This window comes from Photobacterium sanctipauli (assembly GCF_003026495.1).
Classification (GTDB): Bacteria; Pseudomonadota; Gammaproteobacteria; order Enterobacterales; family Vibrionaceae; genus Photobacterium; species Photobacterium sanctipauli.
Genome location: NZ_PYMA01000002.1, coordinates 403,895 through 422,816, shown reverse-complemented (window position 1 = coordinate 422,816; position 18,922 = coordinate 403,895). Strand labels below are relative to the sequence as shown.

The following is an 18,922-nucleotide window of genomic DNA, read 5'->3' as shown; positions in this document are numbered from 1 at the left end:
GCACATTATGGATAAGAAAAAAATCATTATACTGGGTGCTGTACTCAGCCTGATAGGGCTGTGGTTCGCCTTCGACCTAGGCCAATTCTTCACGCTTGAATATGCCAAAGCCCAACAACAGGCGCTGCAAGAAACGATTAACACTAGCCCTATGTTTTCTAGCATTGTGTTCTTTGCCATCTATGTCATTGTCACGGCGCTGTCCTTGCCGGGTGCCGCCATCATGACCCTATTAGGCGCCGCCCTATTCGGTTTTTGGTGGAGCTTGGTGCTTATCTCCTTTGCCAGCACCATAGGTGCAACATTGGCGTTTCTATTCAGCCGCTTTATCCTACGAGACTGGGTACAGGGTAAATTCGGCCATCGCCTAGCTCCAATTAATGCGGGTATCGAACGCGATGGGCCTTTCTACCTATTTACCCTGCGTTTGATCCCGGTGTTCCCATTCTTCTTGGTTAATTTGCTAATGGGCCTAACCCCGATTAGTACCAAGATGTTCTACCTTGTCAGCCAGGTCGGTATGCTGGCTGGCACCATGGTTTACATCAATGCGGGTACCCAACTCGGCCAGATTGATACCCTAAGCGGTATTGTTTCTGCCCCTGTACTCATTTCGCTAGCACTATTGGGTATTTTCCCTCTGATTGCCAAAGCGGTGATGGGAGTGATCCAAAAGCGCCGCGTATACGCCCAATGGGAGAAGCCAACCCAGTTTGACCAGAACATGGTTGTGATCGGTGCTGGCGCAGGCGGTTTAGTTAGCTCTTACATTGCCGCAGCTGTTAAAGCGAAAGTGACCTTAATTGAGCGCCACAAAATGGGTGGGGATTGCCTCAATACCGGCTGCGTGCCGTCAAAGGCCATCATCCGTGCTGCCCATACCATGGCTGAAATCTCCCGAGCCAATGAGTTTGGTATTTCCACCGGTGAAACAAAAGTCGACTTCAAACAAGTGATGTCACGTATTCACAACGTGATTGCCAAAATAGAACCCCATGACTCTGTGGAACGTTATTCGAAACTGGGTGTTAACTGTATCAGTGGTGAAGCAACCATCCTGTCTCCTTGGGAGGTTGAAGTAAACGGCCAGCGCATGACCACCCGAAATATTGTTATTGCCACCGGTGCGAGGCCGCTAGTACCGGGGATCCCTGGATTAGAGGCAGTAAACTACCTGACGTCAGATACTATCTGGCAGCTTGAAGAACAGCCGAAACGTATGTTGGTGCTTGGCGGTGGCCCTATCGGCTGTGAACTGGCGCAAAGCTTCTGCCGCTTAGGAACCGAAGTCACCTTGGTAGAAATGGCTGATCAAGTACTTATTCGTGAAGACAGCGATGCGTCAGAATTGGTGAAGAACCAGCTAGTCAAAGACGGCGTATCGTTAATGACCAGCCACCGCGCTTCACGCTTTGAATCGGCAACCGATGAATCAGGCAACACCGTCCAGCGTGTCTTCCTTGAAACGTCGCAAGGCACCGAGATCAGCGTTGAATTTGACGTTGTTATGCTTGCCCTAGGCCGAGTGGCGAATGTACAAGGTTTTGGCCTTGAAGAGCTGGGGATCACCACCACCGAGCGAGGCACCGTGGAAGTCAATGAGTACCTCCAAACAAAATACCCTAATATCTACGCGGTAGGTGATGTTGCCGGCCCATTCCAATTAACCCATGCCGCCGCCCACCAAGCATGGTATGCCGCTGTGAATGGTTTATTTGGCAGTATCAAGAAGTTCAAAGCCGATTACTCTGTGCTTCCGGCTGCTACCTACACTTCCCCTGAAGTCGCTAGGGTTGGTATTAACGAAAAAGAGGCACAGCAACAGGGCATCGAATTTGATGTGACCAGTTATGGCATCGACGACCTTGATCGCGCGATTACCGACGGTGAAGATCACGGTTTTATCAAAGTCATCACACCAAAAGGCAAAGACAAGATTCTTGGTGTTACTATTGTCGGCTATAACGCCGGTGAATTATTGGCCGAGTTCACCCTTGCGATGAGGCATGGCTTGGGGCTGAACAAAATCCTTGGTACTGTTCACCCATACCCAACCATGAGTGAAGCAACCAAGTACACGGCAGGGGTCTGGAAACAAGCTAATGCGCCGCAAGGGTTGTTGGCATTGGCAGAGAAGTACCATACTTGGATGCGTGAAGGGAAAAAAAAACAAAATAGCAAAAATGCCTTGCCAGAATCCGATGCCAAGGCACCGGTCGAAAGTGCATTGAAAGAAAAATAGGGATGTTGAATACAATGAAAAAAACACTTCTAGGGTTAGCGCTTGCGCTAACCACTAGTCTGGCTCCAGCAACGGCCACTGAAACGGCTCAGGCTCAATGGCAGAAAACCCTCGCTGAAGCAGAAGGCCAAACCGTCTACTTCAACGCGTGGGGTGGCAGCCAAGAGATCAACGACTATCTTCGTTGGGCAGGCCGCCAGCTTAAAGCGCAATATGGCGTGAACCTCAAGCACGTTAAAGTCGCTGATATCGCCGAGACAACTCAACGCCTGCTTGCCGAGAAAGCGGCAGGAGTGGATAAAAAAGGCAGCGTCGACTTACTCTGGGTCAACGGCGAGAATTTCCATTCGCTCAAACACAACGATTTGCTTTACGGGCCGTTTACCAACCAACTGCCAAGCTGGGAATATGTGGATACCAGCTTACCAATCGACAAAGACTTTACAGAACCGACTGAGGGGCTAGAAGCGCCTTGGGGCGTGGGTCAGTTGGTGTTTATCCATGACAAGCAAACACTCAACAACCCACCGCAGAACTTTGCTGAGCTGTTGAGCCTGGCACAAGCATTTCCAGGCAAAGTAACTTATCCTCAACCCCCTGAGTTTCACGGCAGTAGCTTCTTAAAGGCTGCGCTAATTGAACTCAGTAATGACAACAGCGCCCTCTACGAGCCAATTGATAGCAAGGTTGAACGCGAGAAATTTGACAGCGTTACGGCACCGCTATGGCGCTATCTGGATCAGCTCCACCCGGTAGCATGGCAGCAAGGGCTTCGCTTTCCTTCGGGAACCAGTGAGACCATCCAATTGCTAGATGATCAGCAGCTGCTATTGGCGATCACTTTTAATCCCAATGCAGCAAACGCGGCTATCGAAAATGGCAATCTGGTTGAAACTGCGCAAACTTACGCCTTTCAACAGGGTGCCTTGTCAAACATTCACTTTCTGGCCGTGCCATGGAATGCCAATGCCAAAGCCGGGGCACTGGTTACCATTAACTTTTTAATGAGCCCTGAGGCGCAGGCACGTAAAGCTGACTCGACCATTTGGGGTGATCCATCTGTATTAACGCCAGAGGCATTAAAGCGTCATGGCGGGCAAGCGTTTACCTTATTCAAATCCATTGCCGAGCCGCACCCCAGCTGGCTGACGGCCATTGAGATTGAATGGCAAAAACGCTACGGTAGCTAACCCTTTGGAAAGCTGCCTCTATGGCAGCTTTCTTATTTTGATTTTTAGGGTCTGTTGATCTTTATGATTCATTTAGCCTACCTGCTGGTTCTCATCGTATTTATTACCCCATTAATCCCTGGGGTACTGGGGATCCTGCTACCTGCTGTATCGTGGCTACCACCACTGGGCTACGTCACGCCTCATCTTGGCGCCTTTGCCACAGTGGCTGATTGGCCGAACTTAGTGCAATCGGTGCTATTGAGCTTGTTCACCGGCATGGGGAGCAGCTTGTTGGCGCTGGTCGCGACTTTTTTGATTTTAAGGCGCTTCTGGCTTAATCCTCGTTGGCAAAAAATTGAATACGCCCTAAGCCCTATGCTCGCGATGCCTCATGTGGCCTTTGCCATTGGCTTTAGCTTTCTCTTAGCACCATCTGGCTGGCTGTATCGTGGCTTTGAAGCCCTAGGGGTTAATACTGCTGGTAGCTATAGCCTAATTCAAGACCCGTATGGTATTGGGCTCCTACTTGCGCTTGCCATCAAAGAGATACCCTTCTTGCTCATCATGAGCATTTCCGTCTTGCAGCAACTTAACGTCCATAAACAACTCGCCGTTGCCAATGGGTTGGGCTATGACAACAAGCAGGCATGGCTAAAGGTCATCTTGCCGCAGTGGCTGCCAAAGATCAGGTTGCCGCTGTTTGCCGTGGCTGCGTATGGTATTTCCGTTGTCGATGTTGCCCTAATCCTTGGCCCTAGCCGTCCAACCACCCTCTCGGTGCTTGTGTGGCAATGGTTTAATGATCCGGACTTGGCCTTGATGCCAAGGGCAGCTGTTGGAGCATTACTACTACTTACCACCACGGCCTTTGGCTTATTGGTTTTCCGGACGTTGGAATGGCTGGGTCTGAAGCAATGTCGTCAATGGCAAATTACCGGCGCGGCTACATTGCGAAACTCAGTAAAAAGCAAAATAAGCGGTAGCTTGCTCACACTTGTGACGCTATTGCCCTTTATGTTGCTCCCGCTACTTGTTATTTGGTCGTTTGCCCAACGCTGGCGCTTCCCCGACCTATTACCAACCCGTTATAGCTTCAGATTTTGGCAACAAGAGTTAACCCCGCTTGTTGAGCTCATTGGTAATAGCATGATGCTAGCCCTACTCAGTTGCGCTGTCGCGTTGGTCATGGCTATTTTCTGTCTCGAATATCGCAACAAGTACCTAAGGGGCCTCCCATTATGGTGTATTGCCATTCCGCTTGTTGCACCGCAGCTCTCACTGCTTTTCGGTATCCAGATCAGTACTTACTGGCTTGCCAACCAGCAATTCGTCCTGTGGGTGATATGGAGCCATACCTTCTTCGCCTTCCCCTATATCTATCTGGCTTTAGACGGCCCATGGCGAAGTTACGATAGTCGATTAGATCAATGCGCACGAAGCCTTGGGCTCACCGCATGGCAAACTTGGTGGCAGGTAAAACGCCCAATGGTGATGCCTGCAATTTGGATGGCTTTAACTATCGGGTTAAGCGTGAGCCTTGCCCAGTATTTGCCCACTCAAATGTTAGGGGCTGGTCGTATATCAACAATAACCACTGAAGCGGTAGCGCTTGCAAGTGGGCAAGACCGACGAGTCACCGCCATATATGGCCTGCTCCAAGGCTTATTGCCTTTTGTCGTCTTCAGCATTGGGCTTACAGCAAGCCATTTTTCAAGTCGTTTTCACTCAAGAAAACCATCAGCTCAACAACGGAGTACCAACACGGATGACATTATCTGTGGAAAACCTGACTATTAATAACCAAGCGCAACCGTTATTTGCGCCAGTCAGTTTTACAATTCAACCCGGCGAGGTTGTTGCCCTCATGGGACCAAGCGGTTGTGGTAAATCAACCTTGCTAAGTGTGATTGCGGGTCACTTGTCCGCAGCATTTAATTTTCAAGGCACGGTTCAACTCGAGCAACGTGATGTGCTGAGCCTAACCCCTGACCAGCGCAATATCGGTATTGTTTTTCAAGATGATTTGCTATTTCCGCACCTGACTATTCGCGAGAACTTAATTTTTGGTATCCCCAAAAGCCATGACCACAAATTGCGTATTACTAAGGCTAACCAAACCCTCGCCGCGTTAGGGCTCTCGGCACTCGCAGATAAAATGCCCAACGAAGTATCTGGCGGGCAGCGAGCCCGAATTAGCCTAATGAGAATGCTGCTATCTGAACCCAAAGCTGTGCTGCTAGATGAGCCTTTTAGCAAACTGGACAAGGCTTTAAGGCAAGAGTTTCGTGAATTTGTCTTCGAGCAAATCGCCCAAAGGAAAATTCCGGCACTCATGGTCACTCATGATGATGACGATATACCACCCAATGGTCGCGTGATGCGCTGGCCTTGGCACAACGCCGCGCAACACCAAGAGGCCGAATCATGCTAGACCGTTACGCTATTAAAGTGATTAAGTGGCCACTCACTACCCTTTCAGCCCTTCCTGACAAACTGGGTATCACTGCAAACCAAGTGACCCTATTTGGCTTCTTTTTAGGTTTGCTCACCCTCCCCGCCCTGATACTAGAACGCTACGACTGGGCGTTAGCATTCATTATTTTAAATCGGATTTTCGATGGGCTTGATGGCGCCATCGCACGGCGCCAAGGTATTACCGATTGCGGTGGGTTCTTAGATATCACATTGGATTTTCTATTTTATTCACTGGTGCCTTTTGGCTTTGTGCTCGCTAACCCTGAAGCCAATGCGGTAGCGGGAGCTTTTTTGATTTTCTCTTTTATCGGGACTGGCTCAAGCTTTCTTAGCTTTGCCATCATGGCAGGCAAGCGCAACATCGAAAGCCCGATATACAAGCAAAAATCACTGTATTACATTGGCGGCCTAACCGAAGGGACAGAAACCATCGCCTGTTTCGTGTTGTTTTGCCTATTCCCCCAGCATTTCGCGACGATTGCTTGGGTGTTCGGCACACTGTGCTGGATCACCACCACGACCCGAATTTGGGCCGGTTACAATACGCTGAAATCTGACACGTAACCTCCCCCCACTCACCCGAAAACTTGATCTCAAAGCCAGCCCATTCGGCTGGCTAAAATCAATAATCCAAGGTACCACGAATAGGGTAATTGTTATCAGGATTGCGGATCCACGCCAAGCCTCGGCTTAACGCCCCAAGCTCAGGCCGAACAAACGGATTGTTTGAAATATCGACCACATGCAAGTTACCCTGCTCATTCACCACAAAAAGACCCGGCTCTGCAAAGTTATGATCGGTCTCCTGCGCCGAGCGAGGTAATGAAATATACACACCCAGGGTTTTCATTTGCTCCTCAGTCAACCCATATGCAATCGGGAAACTGATTTCCAACTGGGTAAGGTGTGCGATGAGCTGCTCTTCCGAGTCGCCGGAAACAGCAAGAATATCGACACCCGCATCGGCAAATGCTTGTTTGTAACTTTCAAGTTCATTGAGGTATTTAGTGCACAGCGGGCAATGCTTGCCCCGATAGACAAAAACCGCCTGCCAAGTTGCTCCACCAGCTGGCTTACCTAACGTCACTTTCGAGCCATCGAGTAAAGTTGCATCCATTGCAGGAAATGCGTCCCCTGCTTTGAGCTTGTTTGAATAAGGCATATCATCACCATCACTGTTGTCTACTGAATTCTTCAACTATTCATTGTGGTAACACAATTGATAACTTTCAAGCAGTTACCTTTTAGTAACCTCGATACTAACTCTGACTAAATTACATAAAAAAACAGCTACCTCGATTAAACGTGATAGCTGTTGATCTGGTTTAGTTTCTTATTGTTATTTCAGCTTAAGCGTTTGCCATTGCTGCTTCGCCTTCCATCGCCTGTGCTTCTTCTTTATTGAAGCCTTCATGTAGGCGGTAGTAACGCTTGTAAACAATGCCGCTAATTGCCATCAAGACTGCCGGTACACCCACCATCAAGAACTGCAAGCCCATAATTGTGCTTTCAGACTGTTCGACATTAGGTACGTAACCGATAACAGACAGGCCAACACCCACGATAAAGCCACCAGCGGCACCAGCAAATTTCACCAGCATCGTCTGTACAGAGAAGATAACACTTTCGCTTCGGCGGCCAGTTTTGTACTCACCGTAGTCAACAACGTCTGCTAGCATCACAGTCTGCAGTGCGTTAGCAATACCCACACCAAACTTGATAGCCGCACCAGCAAAACCAATCAGCAGCGTATTACCCGGCATAAAGACAGCCATCGCCAATAGCGCGACACATGACAGAATTGGGAAGCCACATGCCATGAGCCATAGGTTCTTGCGTGGTAGCTTGTCTGCGATTTTAGGGAATAAGAAAACACCGGCCACCTCAGCTGAACCTGCCACCATCATATACACAGGGAATAGCTCTGGGTTGCCAATAGCGTATGAGAAATAGTAAATCGCAAAGCCACCAACCAGCAGGTTGGCTATCTGGAATGACAATACTGTACCGATTAATGCTTTCAGCTGGTCGTTCTTGCCGATGATCACCAGCACGTCTTTAAAGCTGAATTTTTCAGCAGCAGCCGTCGCTGGGGTTGTTTTCTCTTTCACGTTACGTGCAATCAAGAATGCGCTCAAGATGAATAGCACCGCAATCAGTACCGCAACATTGAAGAAGCCGTCACCTTGGTTACCGTCACCAAGCTTGCCAACAATATGCAGACCATAGGTACCCGTAATAAACCATGCCAGGCTAGCAAACAAACGAGGCCAAACCACCAACTTTTCACGTTCAGCACGTTCACTGGATAATGCTGGAATCATTGACCAGTACGGAATATCCATAATGGTATAGGTCAAACCCCAAAGAATGTACGCCGCTGCCGCATAAACGTATAGGGTTGTTCCCTCAAACATGTGGGTGCTGAACAGGGCAATCAGCACGACGGCGTTCAAGATGGTACCGATAACGATCCAAGGACGGAACTTACCCATTTTAGAGCGGGTGTTATCAACAATAACCCCCATCATAGGGTCGGTGATCGCATCAAAAATACGCGCCACTAGAAAGATAGTACCCACGAATGCTGCCGACAATCCTGCTACATCCGTGAAGTAGAACATCAAGAAGATGTAGATCGGCGCACAGGCAAAGTCCTTACCCAAAGCACCGAGGCCGTAAGATAGCTTGGTTTGTAAAGTAATTTTATCAGACATTTTTTATCCTTAAGGGGCAGCCCTATTTTCCCTAACTAAAAACAAAGCTGCTAGCCTTTTTTATATATGTGGTTTTTGAGTCCGAGGTAATAGTAAAGATCTCGCCCCAGAGGTACTGTGATCAATGACCATATACTGGAAACGTTTCCAGACCGGTTTTAAAAATGAGATCTAAAGCTTGTTTTAATCCCTTGAAAGCATGAAAAATAATGAAATAAAGCCAATTCATGTCGATAAAATACGCAAAGACCTTTGGAAACGATATCGGCAAAATAAGAAAAGCCAGTCATGTCTCCATAACTGGCTTTGATAGAATTTTAATGATCCTGCCTGGGATTGGCTTAATCAGCAGACGCTAGATTTGTTCGAGCTTGATCAAAATCGCGCTCTCAGCATCCATAATAGGCATTGCCAACCCAACGCTATCACACCATTCTCCCGACAAGTGAATTCCCTCATAGCACCAAGCCGGTTGGCAACTAACAATCCCCTCAAAGAAATTATTCGGTTGATCAACCAAGCTAATCTGGTAGTTGGCATCAGGGTTAAGCCCCACTAAACGTAATGTGCCGCTCAACGAATTCGTTGGCATAGCCAGCTGCGCCACCATCACCACAGCTTGCGATTGATCGTCGGCCACGACGGCATGGATTAAATGGGCCGGATCATCAGCAGGCAGCCTCAACGTTTTACCGGTATGAAGCAACTCTCTTAAAGACTTATGTAGCTGAATATACTTTTCAAAACCTTGCTTTTCCTCATCGCATTCTCTAACCGGATCAAGCTCAATCCCCATATGGCCAAACAAGGCAGTAAGGCCGCGGAAATTAATGGAATGGCGACGTCGGGTACTGTGACAATGGCTCGCTCCAATATGGCTGCCCATCACTTCTGGTGGGAAGAAGTAGCTCATTCCCCGCTGTATTTGTTGGCGTTCCAACGCATCGTTATTGTCTGAAGCCCAAAAGCGGTGAGTGCGTTTTAACACTTCAAAATCAATACGCCCACCACCGGCCGCACAAGATTCAATTTCCACCAGAGGGTGCTTGGCTCTTAGCTTATCAACTAGCTGGTAATACAACTCAACCTGTTGGTGACCCGAAGCTTTGCCTTGGTGGCCCGGCTGGACAATCTCGCGGTTCATGTCCCACTTGATATAGGCAATATTGTAATGACTCAGAAAGTGATCAAGACGAGCCAGCACGAACTCGAAAGCATCGTGGTTTGAAAGATCTAGCGCATACTGGTTTCGTCCCGTTGGCTGTTCATACCCTTCCACTGCCAACAGCCATTCAGGGTGAGAGCGATACAAATCCGAGTCTTTGTTGATCATTTCAGGCTCAAACCAAAGCCCGAACTCCATACCCAATTTGTTGACATGCTCAATGATTGGCGCAAGTCCATTCGGGTATTTCGACTCATCGAGGAACCAATCCCCCAATGCCGCCTTGTCACCATTGCGCCCCTTGAACCAACCATCATCAATAATGAATCGCTCAACACCCATCTCGGCGGCTTGGCTGGCCATTTGCTCGATATAAGCGGGATCGTGATCAAAATAGATGCCTTCCCATGTATTCAAATGGATTGGGCGTGTTTTCGCCTTCATCTCATTGGTCAAAATCGAGTGGCGAACATGTTGGTGGAAATGGTGGCTCATACCATTTAGGCCATCAGCACTGTAGCTCGCGTACAACCAAGGCGTGGACAGGCTTTCCCCTTCAGCCAATGCAATTTCACCCGGCAGGTAAATCGCTTCCGCCTGCATAAACCGGCGACCATCCGCCTTTACATCAACCCGCAAACGGTGGTTGCCACTCCAAGCGAAATGGAATCCCCACACTTCACCTTGCTGCTCACCAAAGTGAGTCGTACCGGCAACCAATGCTGGGTAATGTTCATGGGAAGTACGACCACGGCGGTTTTCTTGCTGATACCCGCCTTGCGGTAAGGCTTGGCGAACGGTTTGAAATTCATGAACCCAACGACCATAGTAAGTCATCAGCTCATTGGCACGCTCCGGTAAAGGAAGCGTATTGGCAAAACGGTTTACTTGGTAAACCCCGGCTTTGGTATTTATTAGTGTATGGCGCACTTTTACCACATCATGCTGATCTAAATTAAGCTCTGTAACGAGACGCAAGCCAGCAACTGTATCTTCAGCGGTAAGGGCTAGGCCGTTATCAGCACATTGGTCGATATCAATCACCGCAAAAGCCGGCGCCCAATCTTTTCCATCACGGTGCCCTTCAAGCCCCGGGCTACTGAACAAGCCTCGAGCTAATTCAGGGCTCAAGGTCATTGGTACGTCCTTGTCCAGCCGACCATACGGTACAGGTCTTGATAAGGCATTGATAAATTGAGAAACATCACCTGATACTGGTTTGCCCCAGTAACAGATTTCCGGGGCTTCACCCACTTTGATTAGTAGCTGAGAGTGCTGTCCACTCAAGGCAATAACTTGCTTTTCGTTCATGATTTATCCGCCTAACACAAATTTTTGTGCAGCATATTAAACTGTTAAGCAAATCTTTCTGTGAGCAAGCCCGAACTTTCTGGAAACGTTTACAGATCTAAATCACTCTTTTGCCGTTGTTCATCATTTACTTTGCTCTGAAGCCTTCTTGGCTTGCTGTTTGAGTTTATTGCACTCAGTGATCAGCATATGCTTATGAATTAACTTGCCATCTATCACGCAGGGAACGCTAGGCACGCCACCAGCACCACCACCGCCGGCAAACACGGGAACAGTAAACACCGCCAATACAACACTCACTGCTAACATTTTCATCGTAACACCTCGGAATTGGCTACTTTCCTAGTAAGTTTAGGTAGTAATCTAGCAATAGACAACGTCGTAAAAACAAACACTTATAGCAAGCATTTGATTTAAAACGCATCAGATAGCACATAAAGCCCGTTATTATGCTTGAAGTGCTTGGTATCACTACGTATTCTTAGGTTTTTGAGATCTAAAATGAAACGTCTTCAGTAGGGTCCTAACTCAAATATCCTTACTTTAGAGGCTTGACCATAACGAGTCGGTTTCCGGTCAGTTTGGGCAAACCCAGTTTCCTTCCTCTACAACCCGAAGTCTATTTGCTTCGGGTTTCTTCTATCTGCTTCATTTGATTAAAGCACAGCCACCATCAGGAAACGATTCCAGACCCACCCAACAAATCACGTCTATATATGCTCACAAAACCACCAAAATAAGCTATTACCTCGTGATCAAACGCACAATTACTGGATAAACATGACGATCCACTGCTAAAATGCCACATACATCATGAAAACGCTTCCAGATTAACCTTACACTCAGCGCCGAGTTAGGACCCAAAAATAAAAAATAATTGGAGATCTTTCATGAAGTACAAGATGCTAACCAAAGCAGTAGGCATTGCCCTAGCGCTGAGTCCAGCCATCGCACTAGCAGGCGCAACGGTAGAAAACGTGGTGTATTCGGGTTACGGCAAGTGGGGAACAATTTTTACCGACAACGATGCCCATAACAATGGTAAAGGTGAACGTAACGATGTGATTCGCGCCGATCACGGCTACGGTAACTTCCGACTAGGTAACGAGATGAACTGGTGGGAAGCTGCCGTTAAAGCAGACGTTTGGAAAAGCGGTGACGCCGTATTCGATACCACCCTGATGCTGGGTAGTGGCGACAAGTGGGGCGACGTATCGACCATTCAGTTCTGGTCTGCCGGCCATAACATCTTTGCGAGTCAACCTAATGCCAAAGTATGGGTAGGTGAGCGTTTCTACCGCCGTCACGAAGTTCATATGATCGATATCAAGTACTGGGATACCTCTAGTACCGGTATCGGTATCGAGGACTGGGATCTGGGTTTTGCTAATGCCCACTTTGCTTGGATGGCACCGAATTCGAGCTATACCGACGAAACCGATGCAACCAATGACGGTGGCCGTACCCTGCATAATATCGATGTTCGCCTGAGCGATATCGTCATAAGTGACACTGCTGATTTTACCATTGGTATCAACTACATTTTTGAAAACAACAGTGATCACGGTGATAAGGATGTCACCACATCGGGTGCCATGCTATCGACCCTGTACCGACAGGCTTGGCAGTACGGTTCAAACTCTTTTGCCTTCCAGTACGGTACTGACGGCCTTGCGGGTGGCTTGATGAGTGCTGAAGGCGGTACATCACGTAAGTACAGCACCGGCCTCGAGCACGATGGCTACAGCTGGCGTTTCTTCAACTCAGGCGACCTTAACCTAAGTGAAGATTTCCAGGTGATGTACTCATTGGCATACCAAGATAAGAACTTGGACAACGACTACGGTGACAAGTGGCTAAGTGTGGCGGCTCGTCCACAGTACGCATGGAACGAGTTCATGTCGACTGCGCTTGAAGTCGGTTATGAGAATGTCGAAGCCCAAAACGGGGCGGGTAACAATGATCTGTTCAAGATCACCCTAGCCCAGACTTTCCAAGCAGGCAAAGGCACATGGGCGCGTCCAAGCCTGCGCTTATTCGCAACGTGGTCAGACAAGGGTCAAGAATACGAACGTAACGGCAACAAGGATTACGGTGAGCCCGTTAGCGTTGGCTCCCGCAATGTTGAGGAGTTCACCTTCGGTTTCAACATGGAAACTTGGTGGTAATTCCTGATGGGTCAGCCTCGTGCTGGCCCTTATTGGGTAAAAAGTTTAACGGCTAGGAAAATAATATGCTCAAGCTAAAACAGACGTTACTTGCAATTTCACTGCTTGCCTCGCTTTCGGGGTGTAGTACACCTTCAAGCACTGAACTGATGCCAATTACCGAAACTCATCACTGCTGTGTTGAATTAGGTACGCTGACTCAAGCAGCCACTGAAATGGATTCGCATCATTACTTTGCCCTTGATGGACGCTCTGCACTCACAGGTACACCTGAGCACCCTACCCCTACTCAGGTATTTCGCCTTGCCAAGCAAGACTCGCCGCAAGAAATCAATGTAACGGCCTTTATTGCCTACAAAAAAGCAGCCTCTATTAAAATCCTTCTGCTTGATGAGACGGGTTCCCCGGTAAAAACCATCAATCAAGGTGATTTTACTTACCAACCAGCGGCACTTGGCAAGCTTGAGCAACTTCATTATCGGTTGGTCATTGATACATCAACCAAAGACCACCCGCACTTTATTGTTATACAGACTGACTACAGTGCAGTTGGCCACCAACAACCCTTGATTCACCCAGAAGAACTCTATGCAGAAAAACAAGCTGTTATCCCCAGCTTAAGGATCAAGGAGTATGCGGAACTCACCCCAGTTGGCGTTATTGAAATTACCAGCAACACGGTTGATGGCGCAGCATGGCCTGTGATCAATAAGATCTCAGCCAACAACCAAGTAGAGCAAGCCGCTGCGATACCGTCACAACCTTGGGCTGAATACCGCACTGAAATAGATAGCGCGTTACAAGAGAACAACTTCAAGCATGCCGCGCTGCTCGCTGAAGAAGCCAGCCAAGATGGGTATAGCGAAGCAAAAGATTACCTCATCCAAAAAATGGCCGAGCACAAATAACCGAATAACGCAGCAACGTCGAACACTTTGATTTCAGGCGTTGCTCAACAAGTACTAGAAATATGAAAGAGCACATGAAAATGACACTTGTTTCCGACATTATCGCCCGTCGCGATTGGGAAAACCCACAATCGGTCAAGATCAACTGCTTGCCAGCCCATAGTCCAATGGCAAGCTACCGCAGCACAGTCAATGCGCGTCGTGGTATCCAGCAGCAACGCAAGAGCCTAAATGGCAACTGGGCATTTCAGCTATTTAGCTGCCCGGAAGAGGTAACGGGCCTGTTTACCGACCCGCAGTTCGATGACAGCGTTTGGGCTTCGCTGCCTGTACCGTCAAACTGGCAGCTTCATGGTTACGACACGGCTATCTATGCCAACATCAAGTATCCCTTCCCGGTCAACCCGCCGCACGTGCCAAGTGACAACCCGACAGGTTGCTACCGTACCCGTTTCTCGCTAACAGAGGCTGAGTTGCAAGAAAGCAAGCGCATTATTTTCGATGGGGTGAACTCTGCATTTCATCTTTGGTGTAACGGCCACTGGGTAGGTTATAGCCAGGACAGCCGCCTACCCGCCGAATTCGACCTTTCACCGTATGTACAGGCCGGTGATAACACCCTTGCCGTGATGGTGATCCGCTGGAGTGACGGCAGCTACCTTGAAGATCAGGATATGTGGTGGTTAAGCGGGATCTTCCGCGACGTCACCCTGTTGAGCAAGCCCAAACACAGTATCAAAGATGTCTTCATCACCCCGGATCTTGACGCCTGCTACCGTGACGGCTTCCTGTCTGTGGTGACGGATATCAATGCCCCAGCCAATTACCGTGTTCAGGTACAACTATTCGAGGGTGATGCCGCGGTCACTGATCCGGTTATCGAAACGACCAATAATCGCCGTATCGACGAAAAAGGCTGTTGGGATGATAAAGTGTTCCACTCGATTTCGCTCAGAGAGCCAAAACAGTGGAGCGCTGAAGCACCGAACCTATACCGCTGCGTAGTTTCACTGCTAGATGAAGAGGGCAGCCATGTCGAGAGCGAAGCCTACCAAGTGGGTTTCCGTAAGGTGGAAATCAAAGACAACCAGCTCTGCCTAAATGGCAAACCGTTATTAATCCGCGGGGTTAACCGTCATGAACATCACCCGGAGTTAGGGCATGTGATGACGGAAGCCGACATGATCAAAGACATCAAGCTGATGAAGCAGCATAACTTTAATGCTGTTCGTACCGCCCACTACCCGAACCACCCACGTTGGTACGAACTGTGTGATGAGTATGGCTTGTACGTGTGTGACGAAGCGAATATCGAAACTCACGGCATGACACCGATGAACCGCCTGTCAGCAGATCCTATCTGGTCGCATGCCTACATGAGCCGCTATACCCAAATGGTACAGCGCGACAAAAACCACCCTTCAATCATCATTTGGTCACTGGGTAACGAATCGGGCCATGGCAGTACCCACAATGCCATGTATGCTTGGTCGAAAGACTTTGACCCTTCCCGCCCGGTACAATATGAAGGCGGCGGCGCCGATACCACAGCAACGGATATCATCTGTCCAATGTATGCCCGCGTGAATTCCACCATTGAAGATGAGGCCGTGCCTAAGTGGTCAATCAAAAAGTGGCTATCACTACCTAATGAGCAACGTCCGCTGATCCTTTGCGAATATGCCCATGCTATGGGTAATAGCCTAGGTAGTTTTGATGAGTACTGGAAAGCGTTCCGTGACTACCCTCGCCTGCAAGGTGGCTTTATTTGGGATTGGGTAGACCAAGGGCTAAGTAAAAAAGATGAAAATGGCCAGCACTACTGGGGCTATGGTGGCGACTTTGGCGACGTGGTAAATGACCGCCAATTCTGCATCAATGGCCTGATCTTCCCTGATCGCACCACTCACCCGGCGATCGAGGAAGTGAAATACTGTCAGCAGATGATCAACACATTTCTTGTTGAAGAGCAGCGTATCGGCGAGCAATACCAGTGCACCTTGGCGGTAACGAATGAAAACCTGTTCCGCTCAACCGATAACGAAATGTTGCATTGGTCGCTACTGGAAGACGGCGTGGTCATCGAGCAAGGTACCATCGCGCTTGATGTTGCAGCCAGCGAAACCGCCAACCTGTCAATGATGCTGGCAACTCAGCGTCAAGCAGGCAAAGTCTACCACTTAAATATTGATGTGGTTTTGCTTGAGGCAACGCCATGGTCAGAAGCGGGCCACATTATAAGCAAGCAGCAATTTAAGCTAATGGGCCATGCTTCTTTGGCTTACCCAACAATAAATTCGAAACCAGCACCGGCAGTCGCATCAGGTAGCAACGAAATTATCGTGACTAGCAGCAACAACCAACACCAGTGGGTATTTAATAAGCATAATGGCTTGCTGACCTGCTGGACGGTCAAAGGGCAAAACCAACTCGTCAGTAGCCCTGTCGATAACTTCTACCGTGCTGCACTTGATAACGATATCGGGATTAGCGAAGCCGACTTTATCGACCCCAATGCTTGGATTTGCCGCTGGAATGCCGCCGGCTTAGGCCAATGGCAGCAAGAGTGCATTGGCTGCCAAGTTGAACAACTGACGCATGCTGTACAGGTAACATCTACCTTTGCCTATAGCTTTGAGAGCCATATTCAAGCAACAACTGTTTGGACCTACACCATAGAGAATAACGGCGAGCTTCAATTGGATGTACAAGTTACCTTGGCTGATAACCTGCCACCCATGCCTCGTATTGGCTTAGAGCTCACAGTGCCATTCAATCCATCGCAGCAAACAGTCGACTGGCGCGGACTAGGCCCATTTGAAAACTACCCAGATCGCCTATCAGCGGCACGCTTTGGTCAGTACAACCTCCACGTTAATGATTTGCATACGCCGTATATTTTCCCATCAGAAAATGGCCTTCGCTGCCACAGCCAATGGCTGGCAACAAGCCAGTTGCAAATTACCGGTGATTTCCACTTCGGGATCAGCCGATTTAGCCAGCAGCAGCTGGCTGACGCCAAGCACACCAATGAGCTGATTGAAGAGCCAAGGCTATACCTGCGCATTGATCACCAGCACATGGGTGTCGGCGGTGATGATTCTTGGAGCCCAAGTGTGCATGATGCTTATCTGGTGAAAGATAAATCGTACCGCTATCAACTTACGCTGCAGCCGCGTTAACTGCCGCGTCAAATATCGCGTTCATTTCTGTTCTTTTTGTTGTTGTTAATTTGTTCATAGTGCAACATTTTAGTGCCTTCTTTTGAAGGCACTTTTTTTAGCTTCAGCGCAATTGACACCGAATAAAGAATGTTCAACCGTAAATCTAAACCAGTGATATACCCAGCATATTTGCCTACCGGAACCAAAATAGCGCAAGAATAATTGTGTTCTATAGCTAAGCATTGTTAAATAAGCCGCAATAGAGATAGAGGACGCTATGGCAACAATTAAAGATGTCGCGAAAGAAGCTGGCGTATCTGTCGCAACGGCTTCACGAGTGATCAACAAAGCACCGCATACCAGCCAAACGGCGATAACCGCCGTGAATGCTGCGATGGAAAAGTTAGGTTACCGCCCCAATGCCAACGCACGGGCGCTGGTTAGCAAAACAACCAATACCATCGGTGTATTGGTCAACGATGTTTCTGCGCCTTTCTTCGGTGCCATGGTGAAAGCCATTGATGGCGTTGCCAATGAAAATGGCAAACAGCTGCTGATAGGCAATGGTTACCATGATGCAGACAAAGAGCGTAAAGCCATCGAGCTACTGATCAACAGCCGCTGTGAGTCGCTGGTGATCCACAGCAAGGGGCTGAGCAACGAAGAACTGGTTAACTTCGCCAAAGAAGTACCGGGGCTGGTCGTGATGAACCGGATTATCCCCGAAATTGCCGAACGTTGTATTGCTCTTGATAACCACCGGGGCTCGTACATGGCAACCGAAAACCTGATCCGCCATGGTCACAAGCATATTGGTTATATCTGCTCTTCCCACGATATCGAAGATGCCGATGCCCGACGAGCTGGCTACTTGCAAGCCCTCGAGGACAATGGCCTGACAGCCAGTGCCAACTATATCGAATATGGTGAGCCGGTCGAGGAAGGCGGTGAATACGCGATGACCAACATGCTGGCGAAAAACCTGCCTATTACCGCCATTGCCGCGTATAACGACTACATGGCTGCGGGCTGCCTATCTGTATTGCATGAAAACAACATTAAGACTCCCGAGCAAATTTCAGTCATTGGTTTTGATGATGGTCAAATCGCCCGCTATGTCCACCCTAAGCTGACAACGGTGCGCTACCCTATTCACCTGATGGCCGAGCAAGCCGCCAAGCTAGCGTTGCAACTTGCCGCCAAGGAACCCGTTGAGCCACATACGCGAATTTATGTGCCAACCTTGGTTCGCCGGATGTCGGTACAAAACTGCCCAGCCAATTAGACTTGCCTTCATCTAAGAAGCCGCTACAATCGTCGCTCACTTTTATTGAGCGACGAGTTTACGCATGAACCGCAAAAAGAAAATCAACGACATCCTGAAAAAAAAGCAGAAGAAGAAAAACGCGAAACTCCACCGCAGCAATAAGCCTCGCTACATCTCTAAAGCCGAACGCGCCAAAATGGAAGCAGAAGCGGCACAACAGTCGGCTGAAAACACCGAGGAAGGAACAGTAGAAGTGACTGAGCCAACTGCCGAAGCGTCTGCCATAGCAGAGCCAACTCAAGTCGATGCTTCAGAAAAGTAGCCAATGTAAAG

General features: G+C 48.7%; 14 protein-coding genes. 10 read left to right on the top strand and 4 right to left on the bottom strand.

Annotated elements, in window-relative coordinates:
* Positions 1-7: 7 nt before the first annotated feature.
* The 5 genes from lpdA to C9I98_RS05050 all read left to right on the top strand — a co-directional run bounded on the left by lpdA (position 8) and on the right by C9I98_RS05050 (position 6,453).
* The gene (gene lpdA / locus C9I98_RS05070; RefSeq protein ID WP_036820290.1) at positions 8-2,242 is read left to right on the top strand and encodes a dihydrolipoyl dehydrogenase; all 2,235 of its coding nucleotides are present in this window, start codon (positions 8-10) and stop codon (positions 2,240-2,242) included.
* Between the two features lie 14 nt (positions 2,243-2,256).
* The gene (locus C9I98_RS05065) at positions 2,257-3,432 is read left to right on the top strand and encodes an ABC transporter substrate-binding protein (protein WP_107271731.1); all 1,176 of its coding nucleotides are present in this window, start codon (positions 2,257-2,259) and stop codon (positions 3,430-3,432) included.
* Positions 3,433-3,495: 63 nt separating this feature from the next.
* Positions 3,496-5,211: an ABC transporter permease gene (locus C9I98_RS05060; protein WP_107271657.1), complete on the top strand. Its 1,716-nt coding sequence runs from the start codon at positions 3,496-3,498 to the stop codon at positions 5,209-5,211.
* Positions 5,180-5,845 (top strand): ATP-binding cassette domain-containing protein, encoded by a 666-nt coding sequence (locus tag C9I98_RS05055; RefSeq protein ID WP_036823048.1) that lies wholly within the window; start codon positions 5,180-5,182, stop codon positions 5,843-5,845. The genes C9I98_RS05060 and C9I98_RS05055 overlap by 32 nt, the downstream gene beginning before the upstream one ends.
* Positions 5,839-6,453, top strand: coding sequence for a CDP-alcohol phosphatidyltransferase family protein (locus C9I98_RS05050; protein WP_036823045.1), 615 nt, complete (start codon positions 5,839-5,841; stop codon positions 6,451-6,453). Before C9I98_RS05055 ends, C9I98_RS05050 begins: the two co-directional genes overlap by 7 nt.
* Before the next feature lie 58 nt (positions 6,454-6,511).
* Here C9I98_RS05050 and C9I98_RS05045 read toward each other — a convergent pair whose 3' ends face one another.
* The 4 genes from C9I98_RS05045 to C9I98_RS05030 all read right to left on the bottom strand — a co-directional run bounded on the left by C9I98_RS05045 (position 6,512) and on the right by C9I98_RS05030 (position 11,397).
* Entirely contained in the window at positions 6,512-7,051 is a 540-nt protein-coding gene (locus tag C9I98_RS05045) for a peroxiredoxin-like family protein (RefSeq protein ID WP_036823041.1), read from the bottom strand.
* 187 nt (positions 7,052-7,238) lie between these two features.
* Positions 7,239-8,606, bottom strand: coding sequence for a melibiose:sodium transporter MelB (gene melB, locus C9I98_RS05040; RefSeq protein ID WP_036823038.1), 1,368 nt, complete (start codon positions 8,604-8,606; stop codon positions 7,239-7,241).
* A 355-nt stretch (positions 8,607-8,961) separates the two neighbouring features.
* Complete coding sequence (locus C9I98_RS05035; RefSeq protein ID WP_173424683.1) at positions 8,962-11,082, bottom strand: alpha-galactosidase; 2,121 nt, start codon at positions 11,080-11,082, stop codon at positions 8,962-8,964.
* Between the two features lie 123 nt (positions 11,083-11,205).
* Entirely contained in the window at positions 11,206-11,397 is a 192-nt protein-coding gene (locus tag C9I98_RS05030; protein ID WP_036823032.1) for a hypothetical protein, read from the bottom strand.
* A 575-nt stretch (positions 11,398-11,972) separates the two neighbouring features.
* Between C9I98_RS05030 and C9I98_RS05025 the strand changes: the two genes are divergently transcribed.
* The 5 genes from C9I98_RS05025 (at position 11,973) to C9I98_RS05005 (ending at position 18,911) form a co-directional block, all read left to right on the top strand.
* Entirely contained in the window at positions 11,973-13,250 is a 1,278-nt protein-coding gene (locus C9I98_RS05025; RefSeq protein WP_036823029.1) for a carbohydrate porin, read from the top strand.
* A gap of 65 nt (positions 13,251-13,315) precedes the next feature.
* A complete protein-coding gene (locus C9I98_RS05020) occupies positions 13,316-14,158 on the top strand; it encodes a MalM family protein (RefSeq protein ID WP_036823026.1) in 843 nt (280 codons plus the stop codon).
* 80 nt (positions 14,159-14,238) lie between these two features.
* A complete protein-coding gene (locus tag C9I98_RS05015; protein ID WP_107271730.1) occupies positions 14,239-17,340 on the top strand; it encodes a beta-galactosidase in 3,102 nt (1,033 codons plus the stop codon).
* Between the two features lie 259 nt (positions 17,341-17,599).
* Positions 17,600-18,607: a substrate-binding domain-containing protein gene (locus tag C9I98_RS05010; protein ID WP_036821408.1), complete on the top strand. Its 1,008-nt coding sequence runs from the start codon at positions 17,600-17,602 to the stop codon at positions 18,605-18,607.
* A gap of 64 nt (positions 18,608-18,671) precedes the next feature.
* Positions 18,672-18,911 (top strand): DUF2986 domain-containing protein, encoded by a 240-nt coding sequence (locus C9I98_RS05005; protein WP_036821405.1) that lies wholly within the window; start codon positions 18,672-18,674, stop codon positions 18,909-18,911.
* Positions 18,912-18,922 lie beyond the last annotated feature (11 nt).

Coding starts and splice junctions, on each gene's coding strand:
- C9I98_RS05055 (WP_036823048.1), top strand. CDS start 5,180: ATGACATTATCTGTGGAAAACCTGACTATTAATAACCAAGCGCAACCG.
- C9I98_RS05050 (WP_036823045.1), top strand. CDS start 5,839: ATGCTAGACCGTTACGCTATTAAAGTGATTAAGTGGCCACTCACTACC.
- C9I98_RS05035 (WP_173424683.1), bottom strand. CDS start 11,082: ATGAACGAAAAGCAAGTTATTGCCTTGAGTGGACAGCACTCTCAGCTA.
- C9I98_RS05045 (WP_036823041.1), bottom strand. CDS start 7,051: ATGCCTTATTCAAACAAGCTCAAAGCAGGGGACGCATTTCCTGCAATG.
- C9I98_RS05020 (WP_036823026.1), top strand. CDS start 13,316: ATGCTCAAGCTAAAACAGACGTTACTTGCAATTTCACTGCTTGCCTCG.
- C9I98_RS05025 (WP_036823029.1), top strand. CDS start 11,973: ATGAAGTACAAGATGCTAACCAAAGCAGTAGGCATTGCCCTAGCGCTG.
- C9I98_RS05015 (WP_107271730.1), top strand. CDS start 14,239: ATGACACTTGTTTCCGACATTATCGCCCGTCGCGATTGGGAAAACCCA.
- C9I98_RS05030 (WP_036823032.1), bottom strand. CDS start 11,397: ATGAAAATGTTAGCAGTGAGTGTTGTATTGGCGGTGTTTACTGTTCCC.
- lpdA (WP_036820290.1), top strand. CDS start 8: ATGGATAAGAAAAAAATCATTATACTGGGTGCTGTACTCAGCCTGATA.
- melB (WP_036823038.1), bottom strand. CDS start 8,606: ATGTCTGATAAAATTACTTTACAAACCAAGCTATCTTACGGCCTCGGT.
- C9I98_RS05065 (WP_107271731.1), top strand. CDS start 2,257: ATGAAAAAAACACTTCTAGGGTTAGCGCTTGCGCTAACCACTAGTCTG.
- C9I98_RS05005 (WP_036821405.1), top strand. CDS start 18,672: ATGAACCGCAAAAAGAAAATCAACGACATCCTGAAAAAAAAGCAGAAG.
- C9I98_RS05060 (WP_107271657.1), top strand. CDS start 3,496: ATGATTCATTTAGCCTACCTGCTGGTTCTCATCGTATTTATTACCCCA.
- C9I98_RS05010 (WP_036821408.1), top strand. CDS start 17,600: ATGGCAACAATTAAAGATGTCGCGAAAGAAGCTGGCGTATCTGTCGCA.